Annotated in this window: 18 protein-coding genes and 1 riboswitch; of the genes, 13 read left to right on the top strand and 5 right to left on the bottom strand. The window is 48.4% G+C overall.

Annotated features, from left to right (window positions below; all coding sequences use genetic code 11):
* The first annotated feature begins 1 nt into the window (after position 1).
* The 3 genes from Q9M42_RS13885 (at position 2) to Q9M42_RS13875 (ending at position 2,185) form a co-directional block, all read left to right on the top strand.
* Entirely contained in the window at positions 2-484 is a 483-nt protein-coding gene (locus tag Q9M42_RS13885; protein ID WP_322527055.1) for a GtrA family protein, read from the top strand.
* Between the two features lie 96 nt (positions 485-580).
* Positions 581-1,030 carry a hypothetical protein gene (locus Q9M42_RS13880; protein ID WP_322527054.1) on the top strand — a complete coding sequence of 150 codons (450 nt, stop codon included), beginning with the start codon at positions 581-583 and terminating at the stop codon, positions 1,028-1,030.
* Positions 1,031-1,060: 30 nt separating this feature from the next.
* A complete protein-coding gene (locus tag Q9M42_RS13875; RefSeq protein WP_322527081.1) occupies positions 1,061-2,185 on the top strand; it encodes a glycerate kinase family protein in 1,125 nt (374 codons plus the stop codon).
* A 45-nt stretch (positions 2,186-2,230) separates the two neighbouring features.
* On the opposite strand, the gene cls is transcribed toward Q9M42_RS13875, so the two are convergent.
* A complete protein-coding gene (gene cls / locus Q9M42_RS13870) occupies positions 2,231-3,688 on the bottom strand; it encodes a cardiolipin synthase (protein ID WP_322527053.1) in 1,458 nt (485 codons plus the stop codon).
* Positions 3,689-3,926: 238 nt separating this feature from the next.
* Here cls and coaW point away from each other — a divergent pair, with 238 nt between their 5' ends.
* The 6 genes from coaW (at position 3,927) to thiE (ending at position 11,295) form a co-directional block, all read left to right on the top strand.
* Positions 3,927-4,787 (top strand): type II pantothenate kinase, encoded by an 861-nt coding sequence (gene coaW / locus Q9M42_RS13865; protein ID WP_322527052.1) that lies wholly within the window; start codon positions 3,927-3,929, stop codon positions 4,785-4,787.
* A 14-nt stretch (positions 4,788-4,801) separates the two neighbouring features.
* Complete coding sequence (locus Q9M42_RS13860; protein WP_322527051.1) at positions 4,802-5,251, top strand: MarR family winged helix-turn-helix transcriptional regulator; 450 nt, start codon at positions 4,802-4,804, stop codon at positions 5,249-5,251.
* Between the two features lie 131 nt (positions 5,252-5,382).
* Positions 5,383-8,748 (top strand): efflux RND transporter permease subunit, encoded by a 3,366-nt coding sequence (locus tag Q9M42_RS13855; RefSeq protein ID WP_322527050.1) that lies wholly within the window; start codon positions 5,383-5,385, stop codon positions 8,746-8,748.
* A gap of 41 nt (positions 8,749-8,789) precedes the next feature.
* A riboswitch (TPP riboswitch) is annotated at positions 8,790-8,889 on the top strand.
* Positions 8,890-8,989: 100 nt separating this feature from the next.
* Positions 8,990-9,802, top strand: coding sequence for a bifunctional hydroxymethylpyrimidine kinase/phosphomethylpyrimidine kinase (gene thiD / locus Q9M42_RS13850; RefSeq protein ID WP_322527049.1), 813 nt, complete (start codon positions 8,990-8,992; stop codon positions 9,800-9,802).
* Positions 9,803-9,819: 17 nt separating this feature from the next.
* Positions 9,820-10,623: a hydroxyethylthiazole kinase gene (gene thiM / locus Q9M42_RS13845; protein WP_322527048.1), complete on the top strand. Its 804-nt coding sequence runs from the start codon at positions 9,820-9,822 to the stop codon at positions 10,621-10,623.
* A gap of 12 nt (positions 10,624-10,635) precedes the next feature.
* Positions 10,636-11,295 carry a thiamine phosphate synthase gene (gene thiE / locus Q9M42_RS13840; protein WP_322527047.1) on the top strand — a complete coding sequence of 220 codons (660 nt, stop codon included), beginning with the start codon at positions 10,636-10,638 and terminating at the stop codon, positions 11,293-11,295.
* A 43-nt stretch (positions 11,296-11,338) separates the two neighbouring features.
* Here the strand turns inward: thiE and Q9M42_RS13835 are convergent, their stop codons facing one another.
* Both Q9M42_RS13835 and Q9M42_RS13830 read right to left on the bottom strand, forming a co-directional pair.
* A complete protein-coding gene (locus Q9M42_RS13835) occupies positions 11,339-12,766 on the bottom strand; it encodes a four-carbon acid sugar kinase family protein (RefSeq protein ID WP_322527046.1) in 1,428 nt (475 codons plus the stop codon).
* Entirely contained in the window at positions 12,763-13,707 is a 945-nt protein-coding gene (locus Q9M42_RS13830; protein WP_322527045.1) for an NAD(P)-binding domain-containing protein, read from the bottom strand. Before Q9M42_RS13830 ends, Q9M42_RS13835 begins: the two co-directional genes overlap by 4 nt.
* Positions 13,708-13,854: 147 nt before the next feature.
* On the opposite strand from Q9M42_RS13830, the gene Q9M42_RS13825 reads away from it, so the two are divergent.
* Positions 13,855-14,460: a GntR family transcriptional regulator gene (locus Q9M42_RS13825; protein ID WP_322527044.1), complete on the top strand. Its 606-nt coding sequence runs from the start codon at positions 13,855-13,857 to the stop codon at positions 14,458-14,460.
* A 106-nt stretch (positions 14,461-14,566) separates the two neighbouring features.
* Here the strand turns inward: Q9M42_RS13825 and Q9M42_RS13820 are convergent, their stop codons facing one another.
* The gene (locus Q9M42_RS13820; RefSeq protein WP_322527043.1) at positions 14,567-15,610 is read right to left on the bottom strand and encodes an oxidoreductase; all 1,044 of its coding nucleotides are present in this window, start codon (positions 15,608-15,610) and stop codon (positions 14,567-14,569) included.
* Between the two features lie 121 nt (positions 15,611-15,731).
* Positions 15,732-16,292: an energy-coupled thiamine transporter ThiT gene (gene thiT, locus Q9M42_RS13815; protein ID WP_244897352.1), complete on the bottom strand. Its 561-nt coding sequence runs from the start codon at positions 16,290-16,292 to the stop codon at positions 15,732-15,734.
* A gap of 124 nt (positions 16,293-16,416) precedes the next feature.
* On the opposite strand from thiT, the gene Q9M42_RS13810 reads away from it, so the two are divergent.
* From Q9M42_RS13810 to Q9M42_RS13800, 3 genes are read left to right on the top strand one after another with little or no spacing between them, the layout of a single operon-like run.
* Positions 16,417-16,872: a hypothetical protein gene (locus tag Q9M42_RS13810; RefSeq protein ID WP_322527042.1), complete on the top strand. Its 456-nt coding sequence runs from the start codon at positions 16,417-16,419 to the stop codon at positions 16,870-16,872.
* Between the two features lie 13 nt (positions 16,873-16,885).
* Positions 16,886-17,236 carry a n-acetylglutamate synthase gene (locus tag Q9M42_RS13805; RefSeq protein ID WP_322527041.1) on the top strand — a complete coding sequence of 117 codons (351 nt, stop codon included), beginning with the start codon at positions 16,886-16,888 and terminating at the stop codon, positions 17,234-17,236.
* Between the two features lie 60 nt (positions 17,237-17,296).
* Entirely contained in the window at positions 17,297-18,283 is a 987-nt protein-coding gene (locus Q9M42_RS13800; RefSeq protein ID WP_322527040.1) for an aldo/keto reductase, read from the top strand.
* Positions 18,284-18,484: the final 201 nt, after the last annotated feature.

The raw sequence follows: 18,484 nt of genomic DNA, 5'->3' as shown, positions 1-18,484 counted from the left end.
TATGGGTAAGAATCAAAAGCGGCGTGGTCCTCTTCAAGCGCTTCAGTTTAGTGCGATTGGTGTAACGAATGCTGTAGTCGATATAGGAGCGCTGAATCTGCTTCTATTTCTTTTTCCAAGTGAAGAGCGGATGACTTTAACACTTTTTAATACGATTGCTTACGCGCTGGCAGTAACTAACAGCTACATCTGGAACGTGTTTATTACGTTTCGGGATACCGCGAAAGGAAGTACCCGCCAGCGGTTAGTATTTATTGTTCAGGGGCTGATCAGTCTCGGTATTAATAACGCTGTATTTTTAGGATTTAATGCTTTGTTTCAGGCACTTGGAGTGCCAACGTGGATCCGCCAGAACCTGGCTAAGGGACTGGCCATGCTGGCTTCGTTCTCGGCGAGTTTCTTTATGATGAAATACTTTGTATTTAAAGACTTTAATCGCCGGTATCCCAACCGTGAACAATCCTCACGGGAAGAAAACCAGTAGAAGAACATCTCAAAGCCGCTGCTGCAGCGGGGTGGGGTGTTCTTTTATTATTTCAACAGACTACTCATGCTATACTGAAAAAAAGGGGGACACGAATTGGAACCTATCCATTTGTATTTATCGAGATATAAGGAGCATATGAACTACCTGCGTCAGACAGGACAGGAAACCCCGTCCTTCCGGGAGCTTCGGGAAAATGAAATTCCCCGCCTGCTTCAGGTAGCGGACTCCTATGTGCAGATGGCAGCCGCAGACGGAGAGAAAGGGGAAAAGGCGTACAAGCTTCTTGCTTCTGTACAGTTAGTCGACGGAACCGGGTGGAATATGAGCGGCGAATTTGTACCTTCGGAAAATGACTGGTTCCCGGATGAGCAGCCGCTGACTCATCAAACATCCTATTGCGGCTTCTGCCAGGGGACGCTCGGCTTTTTTAAAAACGAAGACATGAAAAACTTTGACTGTATGCTGCCGCTCCCGGAAAAAAAGTGGCTGTTTGAAAAAATGCTCGATCAGCATGCATCTTCTATTTATCCCAGCCAGTCGTAAAGCGTAAAGGAGGAGGCATAATTGAAAGTAGTGATCGCACCGGATTCATTTAAGGAAAGCATGACGGCAATGGAAGCCGCTCAGGCAATCGAAAGGGGTTTCCGTCGGGGTATTGGAAACTCTAAGGACCTCGTTACAGAGCTGATACCCATGGCCGATGGTGGCGAAGGAACCACACAGTCGCTCCGGGATGGCCTTGGCGGTGAGGTTCATACAGTGGAGGCGCTCGGGCCGGACGGGAGCACCGTGATGGCTGAGTTTGTCTACATCCATAAGTCCCGAACGGCGGTTATTGAAATGGCAGAAGCTTCAGGAATCGGCCTGGTGGCTAAAGAGAGCAGGGACCCGTTAACGGCCACCTCCTACGGTACAGGACAAATGATTTTGAAAGCGCTCAACAAAGGAGCGGAGCGGATTATTTTAGGTCTGGGAGGAAGTGCCACGAATGATGGCGGGGCCGGGATGGCAGCTGCGCTGGGCGTTCGCTTCCTGAACCGGGACGGAAATGACCTTGGGCCCGGCGGAGGGGCGCTAAAGCATCTGTACCGCATTGATACGGGCGGACTCGATAAAAGAATTCATGAAGTAACCGTGCGTGCTGCCTGTGACGTTACGAATCCACTGACGGGGCCAGAGGGAGCAAGTGCTGTCTATGGCCCGCAGAAGGGGGCAGGGGCTGAAGCTGTTCAGGAGCTGGATGAAGCGTTGCTTGTGTTTGGGGTAGTAATTGAACAGGATCTGCATAAACCAGTGCTTGAGGAAAAAGGAGCGGGAGCAGCAGGTGGTCTGGGGGCTGGAGCGATAGCTTTTTTAAATGCTGCGCTTGAGCCGGGCATAGAAATTGTACTTGAAGAGAGCCGCTTCGCGGAACGAAGTGCCGGGGCTTCGCTTGTTATTACCGGCGAAGGAAAAATTGATGCTCAGACCGTATTTGGCAAAACGCCGGTTGGAGTAGCGAAAGCCTCCCCGCAAGGAAGTACGGTCGTTGCGGTTGCCGGTCAGCTTGGCGAAGGTTATGAAAAGGTTTATGAAGCGGGCATTGATGCTGCTTTCAGTATGGTGCCGGGAATCGTTTCCCTGGAGGAGGCAATGAAGGAAAGCACACGCTACATCGAAAACTGGGCCCGGAGCCTCGGCGGCCTGTGGAAAACATAAAAAATCCGCTGCTTCTCGTTAAGAGGCAGCGGATTTTTGTACCGTTTATAAAATAGGGGATAAAAGGTGGGAGACCGCTTCCTTGATACGGATCCAGAGCGAGCGCTGCCGGTACGCCTCGAGGGTGAGCTCGGAGGAGTGTGTATCCATATCGTACAAGAAGGTATCGGTCAGCTGTTTCGTCGTTTCCGCATGATAGATAAAAGCGTTCACTTCGAAGTTCAGCCGGAAGCTGCGCACGTCGATGTTGGCCGTGCCCACCGAACTGATTTCGTCATCCACCATGATCGTTTTGGCATGAATAAAACCATTGTTGTAAATATAAACACGGGCGCCGGCACGAAGAACAATGCCCACGTGAGAATACGTGGCCCAGTAAACAAACGGATGATCGGGCATGCTCGGGATCATGATGCGGACGTCGACCCCGGATAAAGAAGCGATCCGGATGGCATCCATCAGACTCTCATCGGGAATAAAATAGGGTGTCTGAATATAAACTGAATGCTTGGCAGAGTTGATCATTTTTATATATCCGTTTTTAATCTGCTCCCATTCGGAGTCCGGACCACTCGACACAATCTGCATACTGCATTCCCCGGGCTCTGCGAGAGTAGGAAAATAACGCTCTTCGTAATGGATGGGATTTCTGGAATTAGCCTGGTTCCAGTCGAGAATAAACCGTGTCTGCGCTGTTTTGACAGACTGCCCTTCCAGACGCAGGTGGGTGTCCCGCCAGTAACCGAACTTTTTGCTGAGACCAAGGTATTCATCGCCAATATTAAATCCGCCAACGTAGGAGGTTTTTCCGTCTATCACAACAATTTTCCGGTGGTTGCGGTAATTGAGACGTAAATTAATAATCGGCAGACGCTTCGGGAAGAAGACCGCTGCTTCTCCGCCGGCTTCTTCAAGGCCCTGGAGTGCTTTTTTACGCATCTTTCTTGAGCCCATGTCATCGTAGAGCAGCCGGACGACTACTCCCTCTTCTGCTTTTTTCCTTAATGCTTCGATAACCCTTCGTCCGAGGTTGTCGCTTCGAAGAATGTAGTACTGCAGGTGAATATGATCCTGAGCCTTCTCGATATCTTTAATCAGATTATCGAACTTTTCGTGTCCGTCCGTATACACCCGGACGTCGTTTTCCTTCGTAAGGACCGACCCATCATTTGCAAGCTGCATGTAGATCAGGTCCCGGTGCTTAGAGGAGACGGAATCCGAAAATTGAAAAGTGCCGTTACGCAGTGTATGCATCTGTTCCTGAATCAGCTCTTCAATTCCGATCTTTTCGATATCTGCCCAGTCAAACAGCCGTTTTCTAGTCAGGTTCTGCCCGAAAATTAAATAAAGCACGAATCCTAGAAAAGGGATAAAAAACAGCACCATGATCCAGGCCCAGATGGCGGTCGCGTTGCGTTTTTCAATAAAGATAATGACAAAGGCGAAAAATAAATTAAAAACCGATAATATTGCTAAGAAAATGGATAATATCTCGAAGCCCATCTGCTTTCCCCATTCTTCCTCTATGTTGAAACGGAGGACCTTGTTATAGATACCTGCGTATCAGGCATTAGTATTATTTTAACAAAATTAACGCCGTTGCGAAGCAGGAAACCTGTAATTTTAAGAAAAACGGGAAGGAACAGCGTGCTGCATCGTTTTCAATTCATCAGGAAGTAGGATAAAATACGAAGAGACGACAGAAGATATAACTATTTGAAAGCGGGACAGGGGGAGAAGAATGAAAAATGAAGTAGTCGGTATTGATGCAGGCGGTACGCTGATTAAAATTGCTTACCGTGTGAACGATGAATGGGAGCTGAAAAAAATACCTCTCACCGACATGGAGAAGGTGCAGACATGGATTGAAGACCGGATCGACAATCCAGTTATTCATATTACAGGAGGAAAAGCGGAAACGCTGCGGAAGTCCCTGCCCTGGCCTGCAGAACCTATTAGTGAGTTTGAAGCCACCTGTAGGGGCGTTTCGTATTTGCGGAAGCGTTTTAATGAAGACAATACCTACGGGGACACGTATATTATTACTAACGTCGGAACCGGAACCTCGATACATTTCGCCGGCCCGGAAGAATACGAACGCGTCGGCGGCAGCGGGATGGGAGGAGGAACGCTTATCGGCCTTTCCTACCTTCTCACCGGTATTGAAGCATATGAAGAAATACTGCGTCTTGGAAACGAAGGGGATGGACGGTCGCTGAACGTCAAGGTAAAGGATATTTATACTGATGAAGAGCCGCCGATTTCCGGAGATCTTACGGCCAGCAACTTCGGAAATATTATGAATATGAAAAATAATGAGTATGAGAATAAAGACTACATTGCTGCTGTTGTACGAATGATTGGTGAGACAATCACAACGATGAGTGTGCAGATGGCCGACCGGCTGAACACCGATTCCATAGTATATATTGGCTCTACCTTTGATAAGCACGACAATTTAAAAGAAATTATTGGCGGCTACACGAAGCTCCGCGGAAAAGAACCATGCTTTCTTCCTTACGGAGAATTTAGTGGAGCTGTAGGTGCTTACATGCACGAACAGCCGCAGATTGCTGCAAAGAAGGCTGAAAGAAAAGGATGAATGGGATGAGCGAAATGGAACCATATACACACAGGGAGCTGTTTGAACAGGCGGTAAATACGCTTGAAAATATTAGTACACTGCTGCAGCCGGAGGTTCCGATGCTCGGGGAGCTGCAATTGACGACCCGCCAGGAAGCGCTGTTTTTTATGAACCTGAGGCACGAGGGCCTGACGCTGACAGAGATGGCTCACCGGCTGCGCATTTCAAAAAGTGCAGTAAGCCAGGCGATGAAGCGTCTCGAGGAAGAAGATCTTCTTTATCGTGCTGCCAATAAAGAAAACAAAAGGGAAACACAGCTTGTCTATGGGATGAAAGGCCGGAAGCTGAAAGAAGAATTGACAAATTTCCAACATTATATCGTCGACCAGTACATTGCTAAAATACCGCTTGAAGAATTAAAGCAGGCAACCCAGGTCATACACCGGCTTGAAGAAGAAATTAATAACGCTTATAAAAAATAAAAAAAGCAGGCCGCCCATGCATCTTCATTGACGGAAGCCATCCAGTCGTTTAAGGTTGTTTGTGTAGTTAAGTTACTTAACAGTTTAGACGATGAACTACCGAAATATACATACCAATGGAGGAACGATGCATGAAAATTACCCGCACATCTATCCGGCGGCCGAAACTGACTATTGTCGGCATGATTTTATTTATCATGATGGGTTTCGTATCGCTGACGAATCTGCCTTTGCAGCTGTTTCCGGAAATTGAACCACCGGTCGCAGCTGTAGCCACAAACTATGAGGGCGCCGGACCTGAAGAAATTGAAACCAGCGTCACAGAACCGATGGAAGAACAGCTCTCCACCATCGAAGGGCTGGACCGTATGACTTCACAATCAGAGGAAGGCAGCAGCCTTGTCCTGCTTGAACTCTCATGGAGCACATCGGTGGAGGATGTGGAGCAGGAGATCAACAATGCCATGAATAACGCGAACCTGCCAGACGATGCCGGGGACCCTTCCTTTATCGAATTTGATCCGGACGCGCAGGGCATGATTCAAATGGCAGCTTATTCCGAAGGGAACGGGCTGGCTGAAACCCAGAGCCAGGTGGAGGATATGGTCACCGAGCTTGAGCGGACGGAGGGAGTTGCAAGTGTTGACACGAGCGGCGGCCTAAGCGAAGAATTTCAGATTTCGCTCGATCAGGAATCGCTTGAAGACAACAATGTGACCCAGTCCGATGTCACTAATGCTGTACAGGCAAATAATATCACTCAGCCAGGAGGGACGATCACCTCCGGGGATCAAACGTTAACGACCCGGACGGTCAATGAACTCGGTGGGGTTGAGGATTTAGAAGAAGTATCAGTCGGCCAGAATGAATCCGGTGATACGGTTACTGTCGGTGATGTAGGAGAAGTAGAGCGCACCACTGAGGAACAAACAGCCTATACGGAAGTGAATCAGGAGCCCGGCATTCAAATGACCGTGCTGAAGGAGTCAGATGCCAACACGGCCCAGGTATCTACCGACTTTAATGAAACCCTGGACGATCTGCTTGAAGAAGACCAGTATAATGATCTCGATACTACAATGATCTACGATGAAGGGGATTACGTCCAGCAGTCTATTAACAGTGTAGCACTTGCGTTAATTGCCGGCGGTGTATTCGCCATGGTTGTTCTTTTCTTCTTCTTAAGAAACTTAACGACACCGCTCATTATCGGTATTGCGATACCGTTTTCGGTTATTGTAACCTTTGCATTTCTTTACTTTACCAATGTGAGCTTAAACTTAATGACCATGGGTGGACTGGCACTTGGTATCGGGATGCTTGTCGACAACGCGATTGTTGTTATTGAAAACATATACAGGCACCTGTCGATGAAAAAGCTTCCTAAACGGGCGGCTCTCGACGGTACAAAGGAAGTAGCCGGAGCGATTACAGCTTCGACCTTGACGACAGTAGCCGTCTTTTTACCAATCGTCTTTATTTCCGGTATTGTAGGCGAGATTTTCCAGGCCTTCGCCTTATCGGTAGCCTTCAGCCTGCTTGCATCCCTGCTTGTAGCTGTAACGGTTGTGCCGATGATTGCGAGCCGTGTGCTGAAGCCACTGCCGGAAGACAGGGAAGTAAAACGTGAAAAATCCCGGCCAATGAGATTTCTGGACCGCTCGATCCGCTGGGTCCTCGGACACCGCGCTGTCGCGCTGCTGTTAACGCTTGTGCTGCTTCTTGGCGGGGCCGGCGGTATTGCCCAGACCGGGGTGAACTTTATCCCGACGACGGACCAGGGCTTTTTCACGATTGATGTTGAAAAAGAAAATGGCACGAATCTGGAAACGACTGGTGAAACAGTTGATGAAATTGAAAGCGTGCTTGAAGATCAGGATGAGATTGCAAGCTATATGGCGGTAGTCGGCTCGGGCGGCAGCGGAGTTGCAGCTGGAGGCGGCGGTGGTGGGAGCTCGGGCTCTAACGAAGCTTCTATTACAGTTACAATGGAGGATCTCGAAGACCGGGATATATCGACCGAAGAAATGATTGAAGAAATTGAATCCGATGTGGAGAACACTGACGAGCAGGCGGACATTTCGTTATCGTCTTCTGCAGCCATCGGCGGTGGGGAAGCGAATTCCGTGGAATTTACGCTCTCAAATGAAAATGAAGAGCGGCTCGAGGAAGACGCAAATGAAGTGCAGTCGGAGCTTGAAAGTGAAAACACGATTCGTAATGTAGAAACGTCAGATGAAGAGACAGCACCGGAAATCCAGGTTCAGATTAATGAAGACGAAGCGCAGGATAACGGTCTGACACCTGCTGAAATAGCCGAAACGGTGAACAGCACGACAAGCGGGGAAGTAGCATCGACGATTCAGACAGATAACGAAGGTGCGCTGAATGTTAACGTGCAGTATGCAGAGGACTCCCTTGAGAATCAGGATGACCTTGAAAGCCTGCAGCTTGCTACTCCGGAAGGAGAATATGTCAGCTTAAGCGACGTCGCTGATATTGAAGAAGGAGAGGGGCCTGCGGTTATTAACCGGCTTGATCAGGAGCGGAGTACTGAATTTACAGTCACATATGGCTCCGGTACAAGCCTGAACGAAACCTCTACGTTAATTGAAGACACAATTGACGACGTGGATACAGGAGCGGCGACTACCTTGAACTTCTCTGGCGAACAGGAGCTTCTCGATGACAGCATTCAAAGTCTGGTGTTTGCCTTCCTGCTGGCGGTAGTGTTCATTTATCTCGTCATGGCCGGCCAGTTTGAATCATTCAAATATCCATTTGTGGTAATGTTCAGCGTGCCGCTGGTCGTGATCGGTGTTATGCTTGCCCTGTTTGCAACCCAGACACCACTTAGTATCACTGTGTTTATCGGCTTGATTGTACTTGCAGGTATTGTTGTTAACAACGCGATTGTGCTTGTTGATTATACGAATCAGCTGGTGGAACGGGGGATGCCGGTAAGAGAAGCAGTCATTGAATCTGTGAAAAAGCGGGCACGTCCTATTCTGATGACAGCTTCTACGACTATCCTTGGTGTGCTGCCGCTTGCCCTCGGTTTCGGGGAAGGATCAGAAATTCAGCAGCCAATGGGTATTGCGGTTATTGGCGGTCTCATCAGCAGTACGTTCCTGACGCTGTTTATTATTCCAACGCTCTATACCTTGTTTACCAAGGAAACAAGAAGCATGAATAAAAAATTCGCCATGCCGGACGGAGGCTATATGTACGGCTGGGAAGTAGAAGAAAGACGCAAGGAACGGGAAAAGAGAGAACAGGAAGAACAGAATAATAATGAAGACCAGCAGAAAAATGAAACTACAGAAGAGAGCAAGGAACCTGAGAATATAGAAGATAAAAAACGCGAAGACTTGTCGCGGGATGAGATTCTGTACCTTCTCGAACGTATCGTCGGCAACTCACAAAACGAGGAACGGGACCGTGCCCCGAAGGATACGGACAAAAATAAAAAGCCCGGCGATAATGAAAAAAATTGACATTAGGACTGTGCGTCACGTACGATTGAGAAAAATAGTAAGGAATCCGCTAGGGGCGCCTGCGCTGAGACAAGAACCATTCTTGGTCCCTTCGAACCTGATCTGGGTAGTACCAGCGTAGGGAAGTGGAGCTTCGTTTTATACAAATACGTACGTATACGCCAAAGCTCACTCTCTACTTTCAGGGGGTGAGCTTTTTTTGAACCTAAAGCAGGATTCCTTCTGAAGGAGGATACAACGAATGCCACAGGTACCTAAAGTATTAACCATCGCCGGAACAGATCCTACCGGCGGGGCTGGCATCCAGGCTGATTTGAAAGCATTTCAGGAATGTGAAGCATATGGAATGTCTGCTATTACGAGTGTGCTCGCGCAAAATACGACCGGGGTTCAGCGGGTGGAGCATATGAGTACCAGTCTGCTTCAGGCCCAGCTGGATTCCGTCTTTGATGATATTATGCCGGATGCGGTAAAAACCGGAATGATTGCAACGCCAAATATGATCCGCACGACGGTGAACATGCTGAAAAAATATGACCTGCCGGTGGTTATCGACCCGGTGATGGTTGCTACAAGCGGAGATTCTCTGTCTGAGAAGGAGACGCTTGAAGTCATGAAAAATGAATTTCTTCCTCTGGCCGCAGTCGTTACGCCGAATATGGCTGAGGCAGCAAGCCTGACGGACTTTCAGGTCCAGTCCCTAGAAGAGATGGAAGCAGCTGCTAAAAAAATTGTTGATGAATTAGGGGCCCGGGCAGCGCTGGTCAAGGGCGGCCATATGAAAGAAGACGCAGTCGATATTTTGTACGTCGACGGAGAAATTCACTATTTCCGTTCGCCACGGACGGATACAAGGCATACGCACGGTACAGGCTGTACACTATCAGCCGCGATTGCCGCAAAGCTTGCACGAGGGAAATCCATCTATTTAGCAGTGCAGGAAAGCAAAGAATATATTACCAATGCGATTGCCCACCCCCTTGAGATTGGTAAAGGCAATGGACCGGTCAACCACTGGGGAGTGCGCGTTCCACTCGATCAACTGTTAAAATAAAGAAATGAGGGATCGGCATGAAAGCAAAGGAAGTTATAGGTCTGCTGGAGGAAGTACGAAAAACACGGCCGCTGATTCATAATATTACGAACACAGTAGTAACTAATTTTACTGCAAATGGACTGCTGTCGATGGGCGCATCCCCGGTGATGGCAAACGCGCCGGAGGAAGCAGCGGAAATGGCCAAGGCAGCGAATGCACTTGTACTCAACATTGGTACGCTGAACCGCGAACAGGTGAAGGCGATGCGGCTTGCCGGTAAAGCAGCTAATGAAAAGGGTATACCCGTAGTGCTGGATCCCGTAGGGGCGGGCGCGACGGCTTATCGGACAGAAACGGCAATTGCTCTTCTCGAAGAGCTGGATGTGGCGCTGATCCGTGCAAATGCAGGAGAAATGGCCGCGCTGCTAGGTGAAAGCGGAAACGTGCAGGGTGTGGACGCTTCAGGGGAAGCAGATAATCCGAAGCTTGCTAAAGAAGCCGCAAGAAAGTTTGAAGCAATTGCAGCGGTGACCGGAATAGAAGACGCAGTAGCTCATCAGGGTGAAGTATTTATCGTGCAGAATGGCCATACCCTGCTGACAAAAGTAACCGGCACCGGCTGCCTTCTCAGTTCAATTGCAGGATCCTTTTTAACCGTCCAGTATTCGGCTGGAGCAGTAGCGGCTGCACTTGCTTATTACGGGGCGGCAGCGGAAATCGCAGGCAGTTTAACGACACGGGAGGGCCCAGGCTCCTTTCAAATTGAATTATTGAACGCCCTCCATGCAACACAGGAAATGGATCTGCGCCACTATATCCGCGTCAAACAGGAATCATAGGGAGCTGAAACCATGGATAAAGAGATTTTGAAGCTGTATTTTATTATGGGAAGCAACAATACGGGAGGACGAGACCCGGAAGAGGTACTGCAAAAAGCTCTTCAGGGCGGCATTACGTGCTTCCAGTTCCGCGAAAAAGGCCAGGGAGCGCTGCTTGAAGAGGAAAAGTGGCGGCTCGGCCGGAGGATGAAGGCTCAATGTGCTGCTTTTCATGTTCCGTTTATTGTTAATGACGATGTGGATATGGCGATCCGGCTCGAAGCAGACGGAATTCATATCGGGCAGGAGGACGACCCGGCTTCTAAAGTTAAAGAACGCTGCCCTTCCCGCATGGTGATCGGGGTATCCGTGCGCACTATTGAAGAAGCACACCGGGCGGCTGCAGACGGGGCGGACTACCTGGGCGTGGGTCCGATGTTTGCGACTGATACTAAGGAAGATGCCAAAGCACCGGTCGGGCTTGAAGGCATCCGCCGGCTGCGGGCGGAAGGCATTGCTCTTCCGATTGTAGGAATCGGCGGCATCGATGTCTCCAACGCCGCTGATATTGTGGAGGCGGGGGCTGACGGGGTTTCACTGATCTCCGCGATCAGTCTGGCCGAAGCGCCAGAAGATGCTGCAAGAGAGCTTCGCAGCCGTTTGAATGGCCCGGCAGAAAAACAGAAAAAATAGAAGAACCGGCGGGTCATTACAAATTTCCCGCCGGTTCTGTTTGTTATATATGCTTCTGCAGGGTTTGTACGACGCGCTGCAATGTTTCTCTTTCTCCTACATTTCCCGGGAAAATTACATAAGGAATACCAGGAAAACGGCTTTTCTCATCTGTCTGCCAGACGGGCACACCCGGAGCAATCTGCCCAAGCACTTCTGCTTTTTTTACGAATAACCCCTTCGTGCCGACATCGCTCGATGTAATACCGCCTTTCGCCACAACAAATGCCGGCTGGCAAGCAGCGTTCTTCACAAAGCTTGTGACGGCATTGGAAATTTTTACGGATAGCGCGAGCTCTTCTTCTTTTCTATTTTCCCCTAAGTCAATACGTTCCCGGGAAGTGTAGACACACACTGTAGTTCCCTGCTCGATAAAGCTATCGACGATCTGCTGAACACGGTGGGTTTCCTTTTGAAATGCTTCCTCGCCCATCACTGCTGAACAGTAAAATTCAACGAATTGAATATCGGTCAGCTGTTTTAGGACTTCGAGCTGCTCCGTCGATTTTTGCACATGGGAGCCGATAATAATTAGGCCGCCATGATCACTTTGATGCTTGAAGAGGCTGCCTGCGTCCAAATAAGGTTTGCGGGTGATACCGCCAATTTCTTTTGTAAACGTCGCCGCTGTTCGGAATAGAAAGTTTTTACTGTTATTTACGGCCCGGAACAAAGCAATACAGAATACTTTTACATCTGTTTCACTGACAGCGTTGACGATAACCTTTTGAAAGGAAGCAGCCTGTCCGAGTTTAGATCCGATCGCTTCGAAGTCCAGGGCCCGTAGCTCGTCGAGAGAGATGGAAATAACATCTTCCCTCTTAAATCTGCCGCCTGTTTTTTCTTCTACATATTCGCCTAAGTGGCTCGAAGCAAATCCAAACATCCGGTCGCGGGCAAACTCTGTCTCCGCTACGGGGACAAAGGTTTCCCCCTGCTGAATGTAGTGCACGTCAAAGGCGGTTCGCCGGTTACCCTGTTCAAAAAAGGGAATAAGAATTTCTCCCTCCACCGCTTGGCCTGTCCGGGACTCGAGTGTATCTTTTAAAACCTCTGTTTCCAGCGGATAGTGACCCCGCAGGGTGGAATCTCCCCGGCTGATCAGCAGAAACGGCTGATTTTTTTCTTCAGATACGCGGGCTATTCGCTCTGCGATGTCGGTATGGACCTTCGTTGTTTCGGCTTCAGAGAAGGAACGCGAATTTGTGAGAATGAAAATGAGCTGCCGCTCGTCTTCAAAGGCCTCCCGGATTGTCGACTCCTCCCAGTCTGTATACACCGGTACGCCGTGGACAGTCTGGACGCCGGTTGGATCGTCGTCGAGGGAGATGATTTTGTGAGGCATATGTTTGGCTGCTTCCGTAAAAAAAGCATCCACTTTCTTTTCATCGTAACGGGGAAGGGAGTTAATGTAACTATTTACCTGTGTCACCCGTGTTTTCCTCCTTTTGGCACCGAATAGTTCGCAAGCATTTCATAGTGCTGTAGCACGCCGCTGTGATCGTCGGATTGTTTGCCGTGCGCAATCATCGATTCATACATTTCAGCCACATCCGATGCAAGCGGCAGGGGAACCCCGAGGGATTTACCGGTTTGAAGCACGTTGGAGAGATCCTTTAAATTAATGTCTATCCGCCCGCCTGCAGTAAAGTCCCGTTCAAGAATTTTCGGGATTTTTGCGTCGAGTACACTGCTTCCAGCCAGGCCGTTGCGGATAGCTTCATAGACTTTATCAATGTCCGCTCCTGCTTTGGAAGCAAGCAGAACTGCTTCCGACATAGCTGCCATCGTGACATTTACTAATATTTGATTGGCTAGCTTCGTGGTGGAGCCGGCTCCCACTTCGCCAACGTGAGTGACGTCTGTACCGACAGCCCGCAGAATTGGATAGGCAGCGGCAAAGGCGTGATCGGTGCCGCCAGCCATGATGGAAAGCGTACCGTCTATTGCCTTCGGTTCACCGCCGCTAACCGGCGCATCCAAAAAGGCTGCTTCTTTTTCCTGAAGCATCTCTGCCCAGCGTCTGGAATCCACGGGGGACACAGAGCTCATATCAATAACGATGGCTCCTTTTTTCACGACCGGCAGAATGTCATTCATTATTACCTCATCGAGTATGGCTGTGGTGGGAAGCATGGTGATAACAATATCACTGTCTTCAGCAGCTTCACCGGCCGAATCGGCAGCCTCACCTCGTGCTTCCGTTATCCGCTCTCTGGCCGCAGGATGGATATCAAACCCCTTCACTGCAAAACCGGCCTTCAGAAGATTTTCAGCCATCGGGCCTCCCATAATGCCTAAACCAATTTGTCCAATATTCATATGGTTCCACTCCTTCAGTTCGTTAAATGGAAAAATGTTTTTTATTAACATTGATAAGGCTTTCAATAAAAATCATTGTACACAATTTTATATTTATTGTATACATTAAATGGTTAGTTGGTTTAATTTCTATTAGATAGGTATAATGAGAATAAGAAAATGAAAACAAATTATTGCAGCAGAAGGGATGACGACACGATGAAGCAACAGCACTCTGCTTCGGATACGGCATATGAAAAAATTCGGGATGCCATATTTGAGGAAAAATATGAACGCGGGGAAAAACTTACGGAAGTAAAACTGGCAGACGAACTTGGGGTCAGCAGGACGCCTGTACGGGATGCAATGCGCAAGCTTGAAGAGGAAGGCTTAATTAAAGACAAACGGGTGATTAACCCAACTATTAAAGATTTAATGAATACGTTTGATGTGCGGATGCTGCTCGAAGGTTTTGCTGTCCGCCAGGCTGCCCGTTACATGGGCCCTAACCAGATAGAAGGCCTGCAGAGGTGTGTAGAAACGGCAAAGCAAGGAACTACAGAAGAAATAATGGAAGCGAATAAGGAATTTCACGATATTATTGTCAGCGCGAGCAATAACGATGTACTAATTGATACCATCGAACGAATGCAGTCAGTTATTTTTTTGTTCCGGAGAACAGTGGTGTATCACCAGAGGCCGCGTCTGATTGAAGAGCACGAAGCAATACTTGAAGCAATCCGGAATCACGAGGAGGACAAGGCAGAAGCACTGATGAAAAGTCACTTAAAGAAGGATCTGGATTTCTCCATTCATTCGTGGTGAGACCGGCGACATACTTCTACAGTTTCATCCCTGTAAATAAAAAACCCCCATGCACACAGGTGTGATAAAAACCCATAAGCACGGAGGGACCCCGGGAAAAGCATTATTATTCATTAAAGGAGACTGGAATGACACGTTTTTCCCAATCACTTTTTTCGGCGAGCTCGAGCAGGCGGATGACTCTGCTCGCTTCAATGGCAGTCACCGGATTTTTGCCATCCTCCTGGATGGCCTGGGCAACCTTTTCGTAATAGGATTCGTACGATCCTTGATGCGTAGGGATTGTTTCAGTACCGCCATACGCATCAGTATACGTCCCGTAGTAAGCCTCGTCCTCCAGGGCCCATCCCTGATCTCCGGGTGTTTTGCCGTTAATCAGCATATCCTCCTGGGGATCAAAGCCGTATTTTACAAAGCTGCCTTTCGTTCCATGCACAATATACCTCGGAACTTCTCCGACAGCAAGAAAGCTGGATTGTAAAATAACCCGCTGGTTCGGGTATCCAAGAATCGCATGAAAATAATCGGTATTATTCGTCTTCGGGCGCTGCATTTCAAGGTCAGCGAAAATAGTTTCCGGCATACCGAATAGTTCAAGCGCCTGATCAATGAAATGGGCTCCTAAATCAAACCAGCTCCCTGAGCCTGGCAGGTCCTGCTCACGCCAGAGCCCCTCCACCTCCGGGGCATAGTCGTTCCACGTCCCCTGGAAGGTGTGAACGTCGCCAAGCGCCCCTGCTTCCAGCAAGGAACGAATCGTCAAAAAATCACCGTCCCATCGGCGATTGTGATATACGCTTAAAACGACATCATTTGCTTCAGCGAGCTCTGTCAGCTCTACGGCTTCCTCATATGTAGGCACGAATGGTTTTTCCAAAACAACATGCTTGCCGTTTTCAATTGCAGCTTTAGCCAGAGGGTAATGCGTCGTGTTTGGACTCGTAATGACCACAAGATCAATGTCCTCCCGCCGGCAGGCTTTCTCTGCTTCAGTGGTAACTTCAACATCCGGAAGCCGTTCATGTACTTTTTCCGCACTCGAGGATGAAACGAGACGAATGTTAAAGTGATCGCTTTTTTCAATAATAGGTGTATGAAACACGGATCCTGAAAAACCAAAAGCGATAATAGCAGTATTAATTGGCTGCATGACTGACGACCTCCTCAAAAGTTATTAATAAACTTTTCCCCAGGGACCGTAAAAGGAAACGTCACCAGCACAGAAAAAGCGGCAGGACGACTGCCGCTTTAAAATGTTTCATATTAACATGCTATTTCCATTTCGGCTGATCAAAAAATTTCGGACGGTATTTTGCGATAACAAATAAAATAATAACGGTAATAATGGTTTGCGGAATTAAATACGAAGCGTTGTAGAGTGCTGAATACGCTACAACAGGTGTGCCTTCCGGCGCATAGCTTCCAAACCAGATAACGCCTGAGACAAAATGGTCGATATAGCGAAGCAGTGCCCCGAAGACAATGCCGATAAGCATTAAAAGGTAAGGAATCCGCTCCCGGAAGACAGCATGTGTCGTAAAAATTGCAGCAAATCCGAGCACCGTGTAAGCGATCGGGTATTCAAGAACGAGCTGAACAGGGTGGACGATGGTTGCTCCCTGCAGAAGCTGGAGCATTCCTGCCAAAAACCCTGTGGCAAGTCCCGCTTTCCATCCGCGGCGAAAAGCCATTAGAAAAATAGGAACCATAATAAAAGAAATCGAACCGCCGGCGAGCCACGGTCCGCCGAATTCAAGAAATCCTAAAATAAAAGAGAGAGCAGCCATGAATGCTGTTTCTATCATAATTGCTAAACGTTTACCCCTCTCCAACAATGAACACCTCCCTGGAATTTACCGATACTATCTTAGCATAATGGGAAAAAGAAAGAAACGCCAAGGGGAAGGGTTTGTCTGATATAATATGAAAAGAAGGAAGAAACAGGGAGAGGATTACATGGAGACATCGACAGATATGCTGAGAGAGTATTTAAAGGGCAGTGGAGCCGCCTGTACGGTGACCCTGCTGTTATTTATATTTTATACAATTATACTGGGAGAGGTGCAGCTTTTTCCCAATTTGGCTTTTCTTTTAGCAGTATGCACATACCTTGGTTCAATCGTCGGGGTGCTGCTTCTTAAACTCGTGGAGCCGTATCAGTATCATATTCTGTATCCAATTCTGGGTACGTTTTTTTTCGGTTTTCTTGGCATTTTTTACGGTGTATCGATTATTTACGCCTATCAGCTCGACGGCTTTTTCGTCGTTGTGACGATGGCGTCCTCCATGTCATTTTTTATTTCCCAGTTTGTGCAGGCACAGACCGTTGCCTGGATCATGGCAGGCTCCGGTCCGTTTTTTTTAGCAGTCATCATGTTTTCAAATCAGTTAGCCCGTTCACTCGGGCAGTGAAGGAGGAAAAGCAGTGAACTATCACGGCAGACAGTTTACAGGCATAGAAAACAGTGCAGGGGGAGAGGTATCAGGACAAACCATTTTTTATTACGAGCAGGAGGGATCAGTACTTAGGGCCCGCTATTCTGGAGGCGAAGTCGTTTCCGGTGTTCTAATTGGAAAGGTGTATGCAAATGGCGAGCTGGAATTCCGCTACAATCACGTAAACGAGGACTGGAGCATAAGGGGCGGCAGGTGTTATTCGATCCCGGAAGTGCTGGAAGATGGAAGAATCCGCCTGCACGAACAGTGGCAGTGGCAGGATGAAAGCAGTGAGAAGGGGACATCTATCGTAGAGGAATTAAAGAGCGACACGGTTTAAAATGCCGGCATCGGAGGAAAAGTATGTTCAACTACGTATCATACAAAGGAGATTTTAAACATGGAACATACTTCAATTGCCGGCACGAATCTTCGTCCGTCACGGATAGGGCTCGGAACGTGGGCTATTGGCGGCACGCAGTGGGGTGGAACAGATGAAAAGCAGTCGATTGAAACGATACATGCAGCACTTGATAAAGGCATCACCCTTGTGGATACTGCTCCTGCTTACGGGTTCGGAGAATCAGAAAAAATTGTCGGAAAGGCGTTAAAACAGGATAATAAACGGCAAAACGTTGTACTGTCCAGCAAGTGCGGCATAAACTGGAACGAGGAAGGCGCCTTCCGGGACGGTACGGCTGCCCGGGTCCGCCGGGAAATTGATGATTCCCTGCAGCGGCTGCAGACCGACCATATCGATATTTATCATGTGCACTGGCCGGACCCTAAAGCAGATATGGCCGAAACGGCAGAAGCCATGAAAGAAATACTCGATGCGGGGAAAATCCGCGCAATAGCGGTCAGTAATTTCACGGTCGAACAGATTGAAATGTTCCAAAGCACGGCACCGGTTCATGTCATACAGCCGCCATATAATATTTTCGAACGGGGCATCGAAGAAGACATTCTGCCTTATGCCGAAAAGCAGGACGTTTCCACGCTGCTGTATGGTTCACTGTGCCGCGGGCTGTTAAGCGGCAAAATGACGGAAAAAACGACATTTGAAGGTGATGATCTCCGCAACGGGGATCCGAAGTTTCAGGAGGACCGTTTTTCGCAGTACATTGCTGCGGTAAATGAACTCGATCAATACGTGTGGAATAAATACGACAAGCGCGTGATCCATCTGGCTGTCCGCTGGGTGCTGGACCAGCCGGGTACAAGTACAGCCCTATGGGGCGGCCGCCGTCCGGACCAGATGGAAGGCATTGAAGAAATTATGAACTGGCAGCTCGACCAGACGGATATGAAAGCCGTGAACGAAATTGTAAATAAGCATGTAAAAGACCCGGTTGGACCTGAATTTATGGCTCCACCGACCAGATAAAGAAATAAAAATGCTGCTCCTGGAGCGGCATTTTTTTATGAAATAAAGGACAGCGGAGAGAGGTCAGCGAATAGGTACACATAAATGGAAGTTCATAGAGTAAGAGGGGTGCTTTACAGCATTTGTACCCGTTTGTTTAATCGTGTCAACATTGATCCTGTCTTATTTGTATTTTCCTTTAATTGTGTTCGCACAGAAATC

The sequence above is a fragment of the Marinococcus luteus genome, assembly GCF_034497705.1.
GTDB lineage: Bacteria > Bacillota > Bacilli > Bacillales > Marinococcaceae > Marinococcus > Marinococcus luteus_A.
Note: the sequence above shows the minus strand (reverse complement) of the source record. Positions and strands in the feature narration are given on the sequence as shown.

Coding starts and splice junctions, on each gene's coding strand:
- Q9M42_RS13885 (WP_322527055.1), top strand. CDS start 2: ATGGGTAAGAATCAAAAGCGGCGTGGTCCTCTTCAAGCGCTTCAGTTT.
- cls (WP_322527053.1), bottom strand. CDS start 3,688: ATGGGCTTCGAGATATTATCCATTTTCTTAGCAATATTATCGGTTTTT.
- coaW (WP_322527052.1), top strand. CDS start 3,927: ATGAAAAATGAAGTAGTCGGTATTGATGCAGGCGGTACGCTGATTAAA.
- Q9M42_RS13860 (WP_322527051.1), top strand. CDS start 4,802: ATGGAACCATATACACACAGGGAGCTGTTTGAACAGGCGGTAAATACG.
- Q9M42_RS13855 (WP_322527050.1), top strand. CDS start 5,383: ATGAAAATTACCCGCACATCTATCCGGCGGCCGAAACTGACTATTGTC.
- thiD (WP_322527049.1), top strand. CDS start 8,990: ATGCCACAGGTACCTAAAGTATTAACCATCGCCGGAACAGATCCTACC.
- thiM (WP_322527048.1), top strand. CDS start 9,820: ATGAAAGCAAAGGAAGTTATAGGTCTGCTGGAGGAAGTACGAAAAACA.
- thiE (WP_322527047.1), top strand. CDS start 10,636: ATGGATAAAGAGATTTTGAAGCTGTATTTTATTATGGGAAGCAACAAT.
- Q9M42_RS13830 (WP_322527045.1), bottom strand. CDS start 13,707: ATGTTAATAAAAAACATTTTTCCATTTAACGAACTGAAGGAGTGGAAC.
- Q9M42_RS13825 (WP_322527044.1), top strand. CDS start 13,855: ATGAAGCAACAGCACTCTGCTTCGGATACGGCATATGAAAAAATTCGG.
- Q9M42_RS13820 (WP_322527043.1), bottom strand. CDS start 15,610: ATGCAGCCAATTAATACTGCTATTATCGCTTTTGGTTTTTCAGGATCC.
- Q9M42_RS13810 (WP_322527042.1), top strand. CDS start 16,417: ATGGAGACATCGACAGATATGCTGAGAGAGTATTTAAAGGGCAGTGGA.
- Q9M42_RS13800 (WP_322527040.1), top strand. CDS start 17,297: ATGGAACATACTTCAATTGCCGGCACGAATCTTCGTCCGTCACGGATA.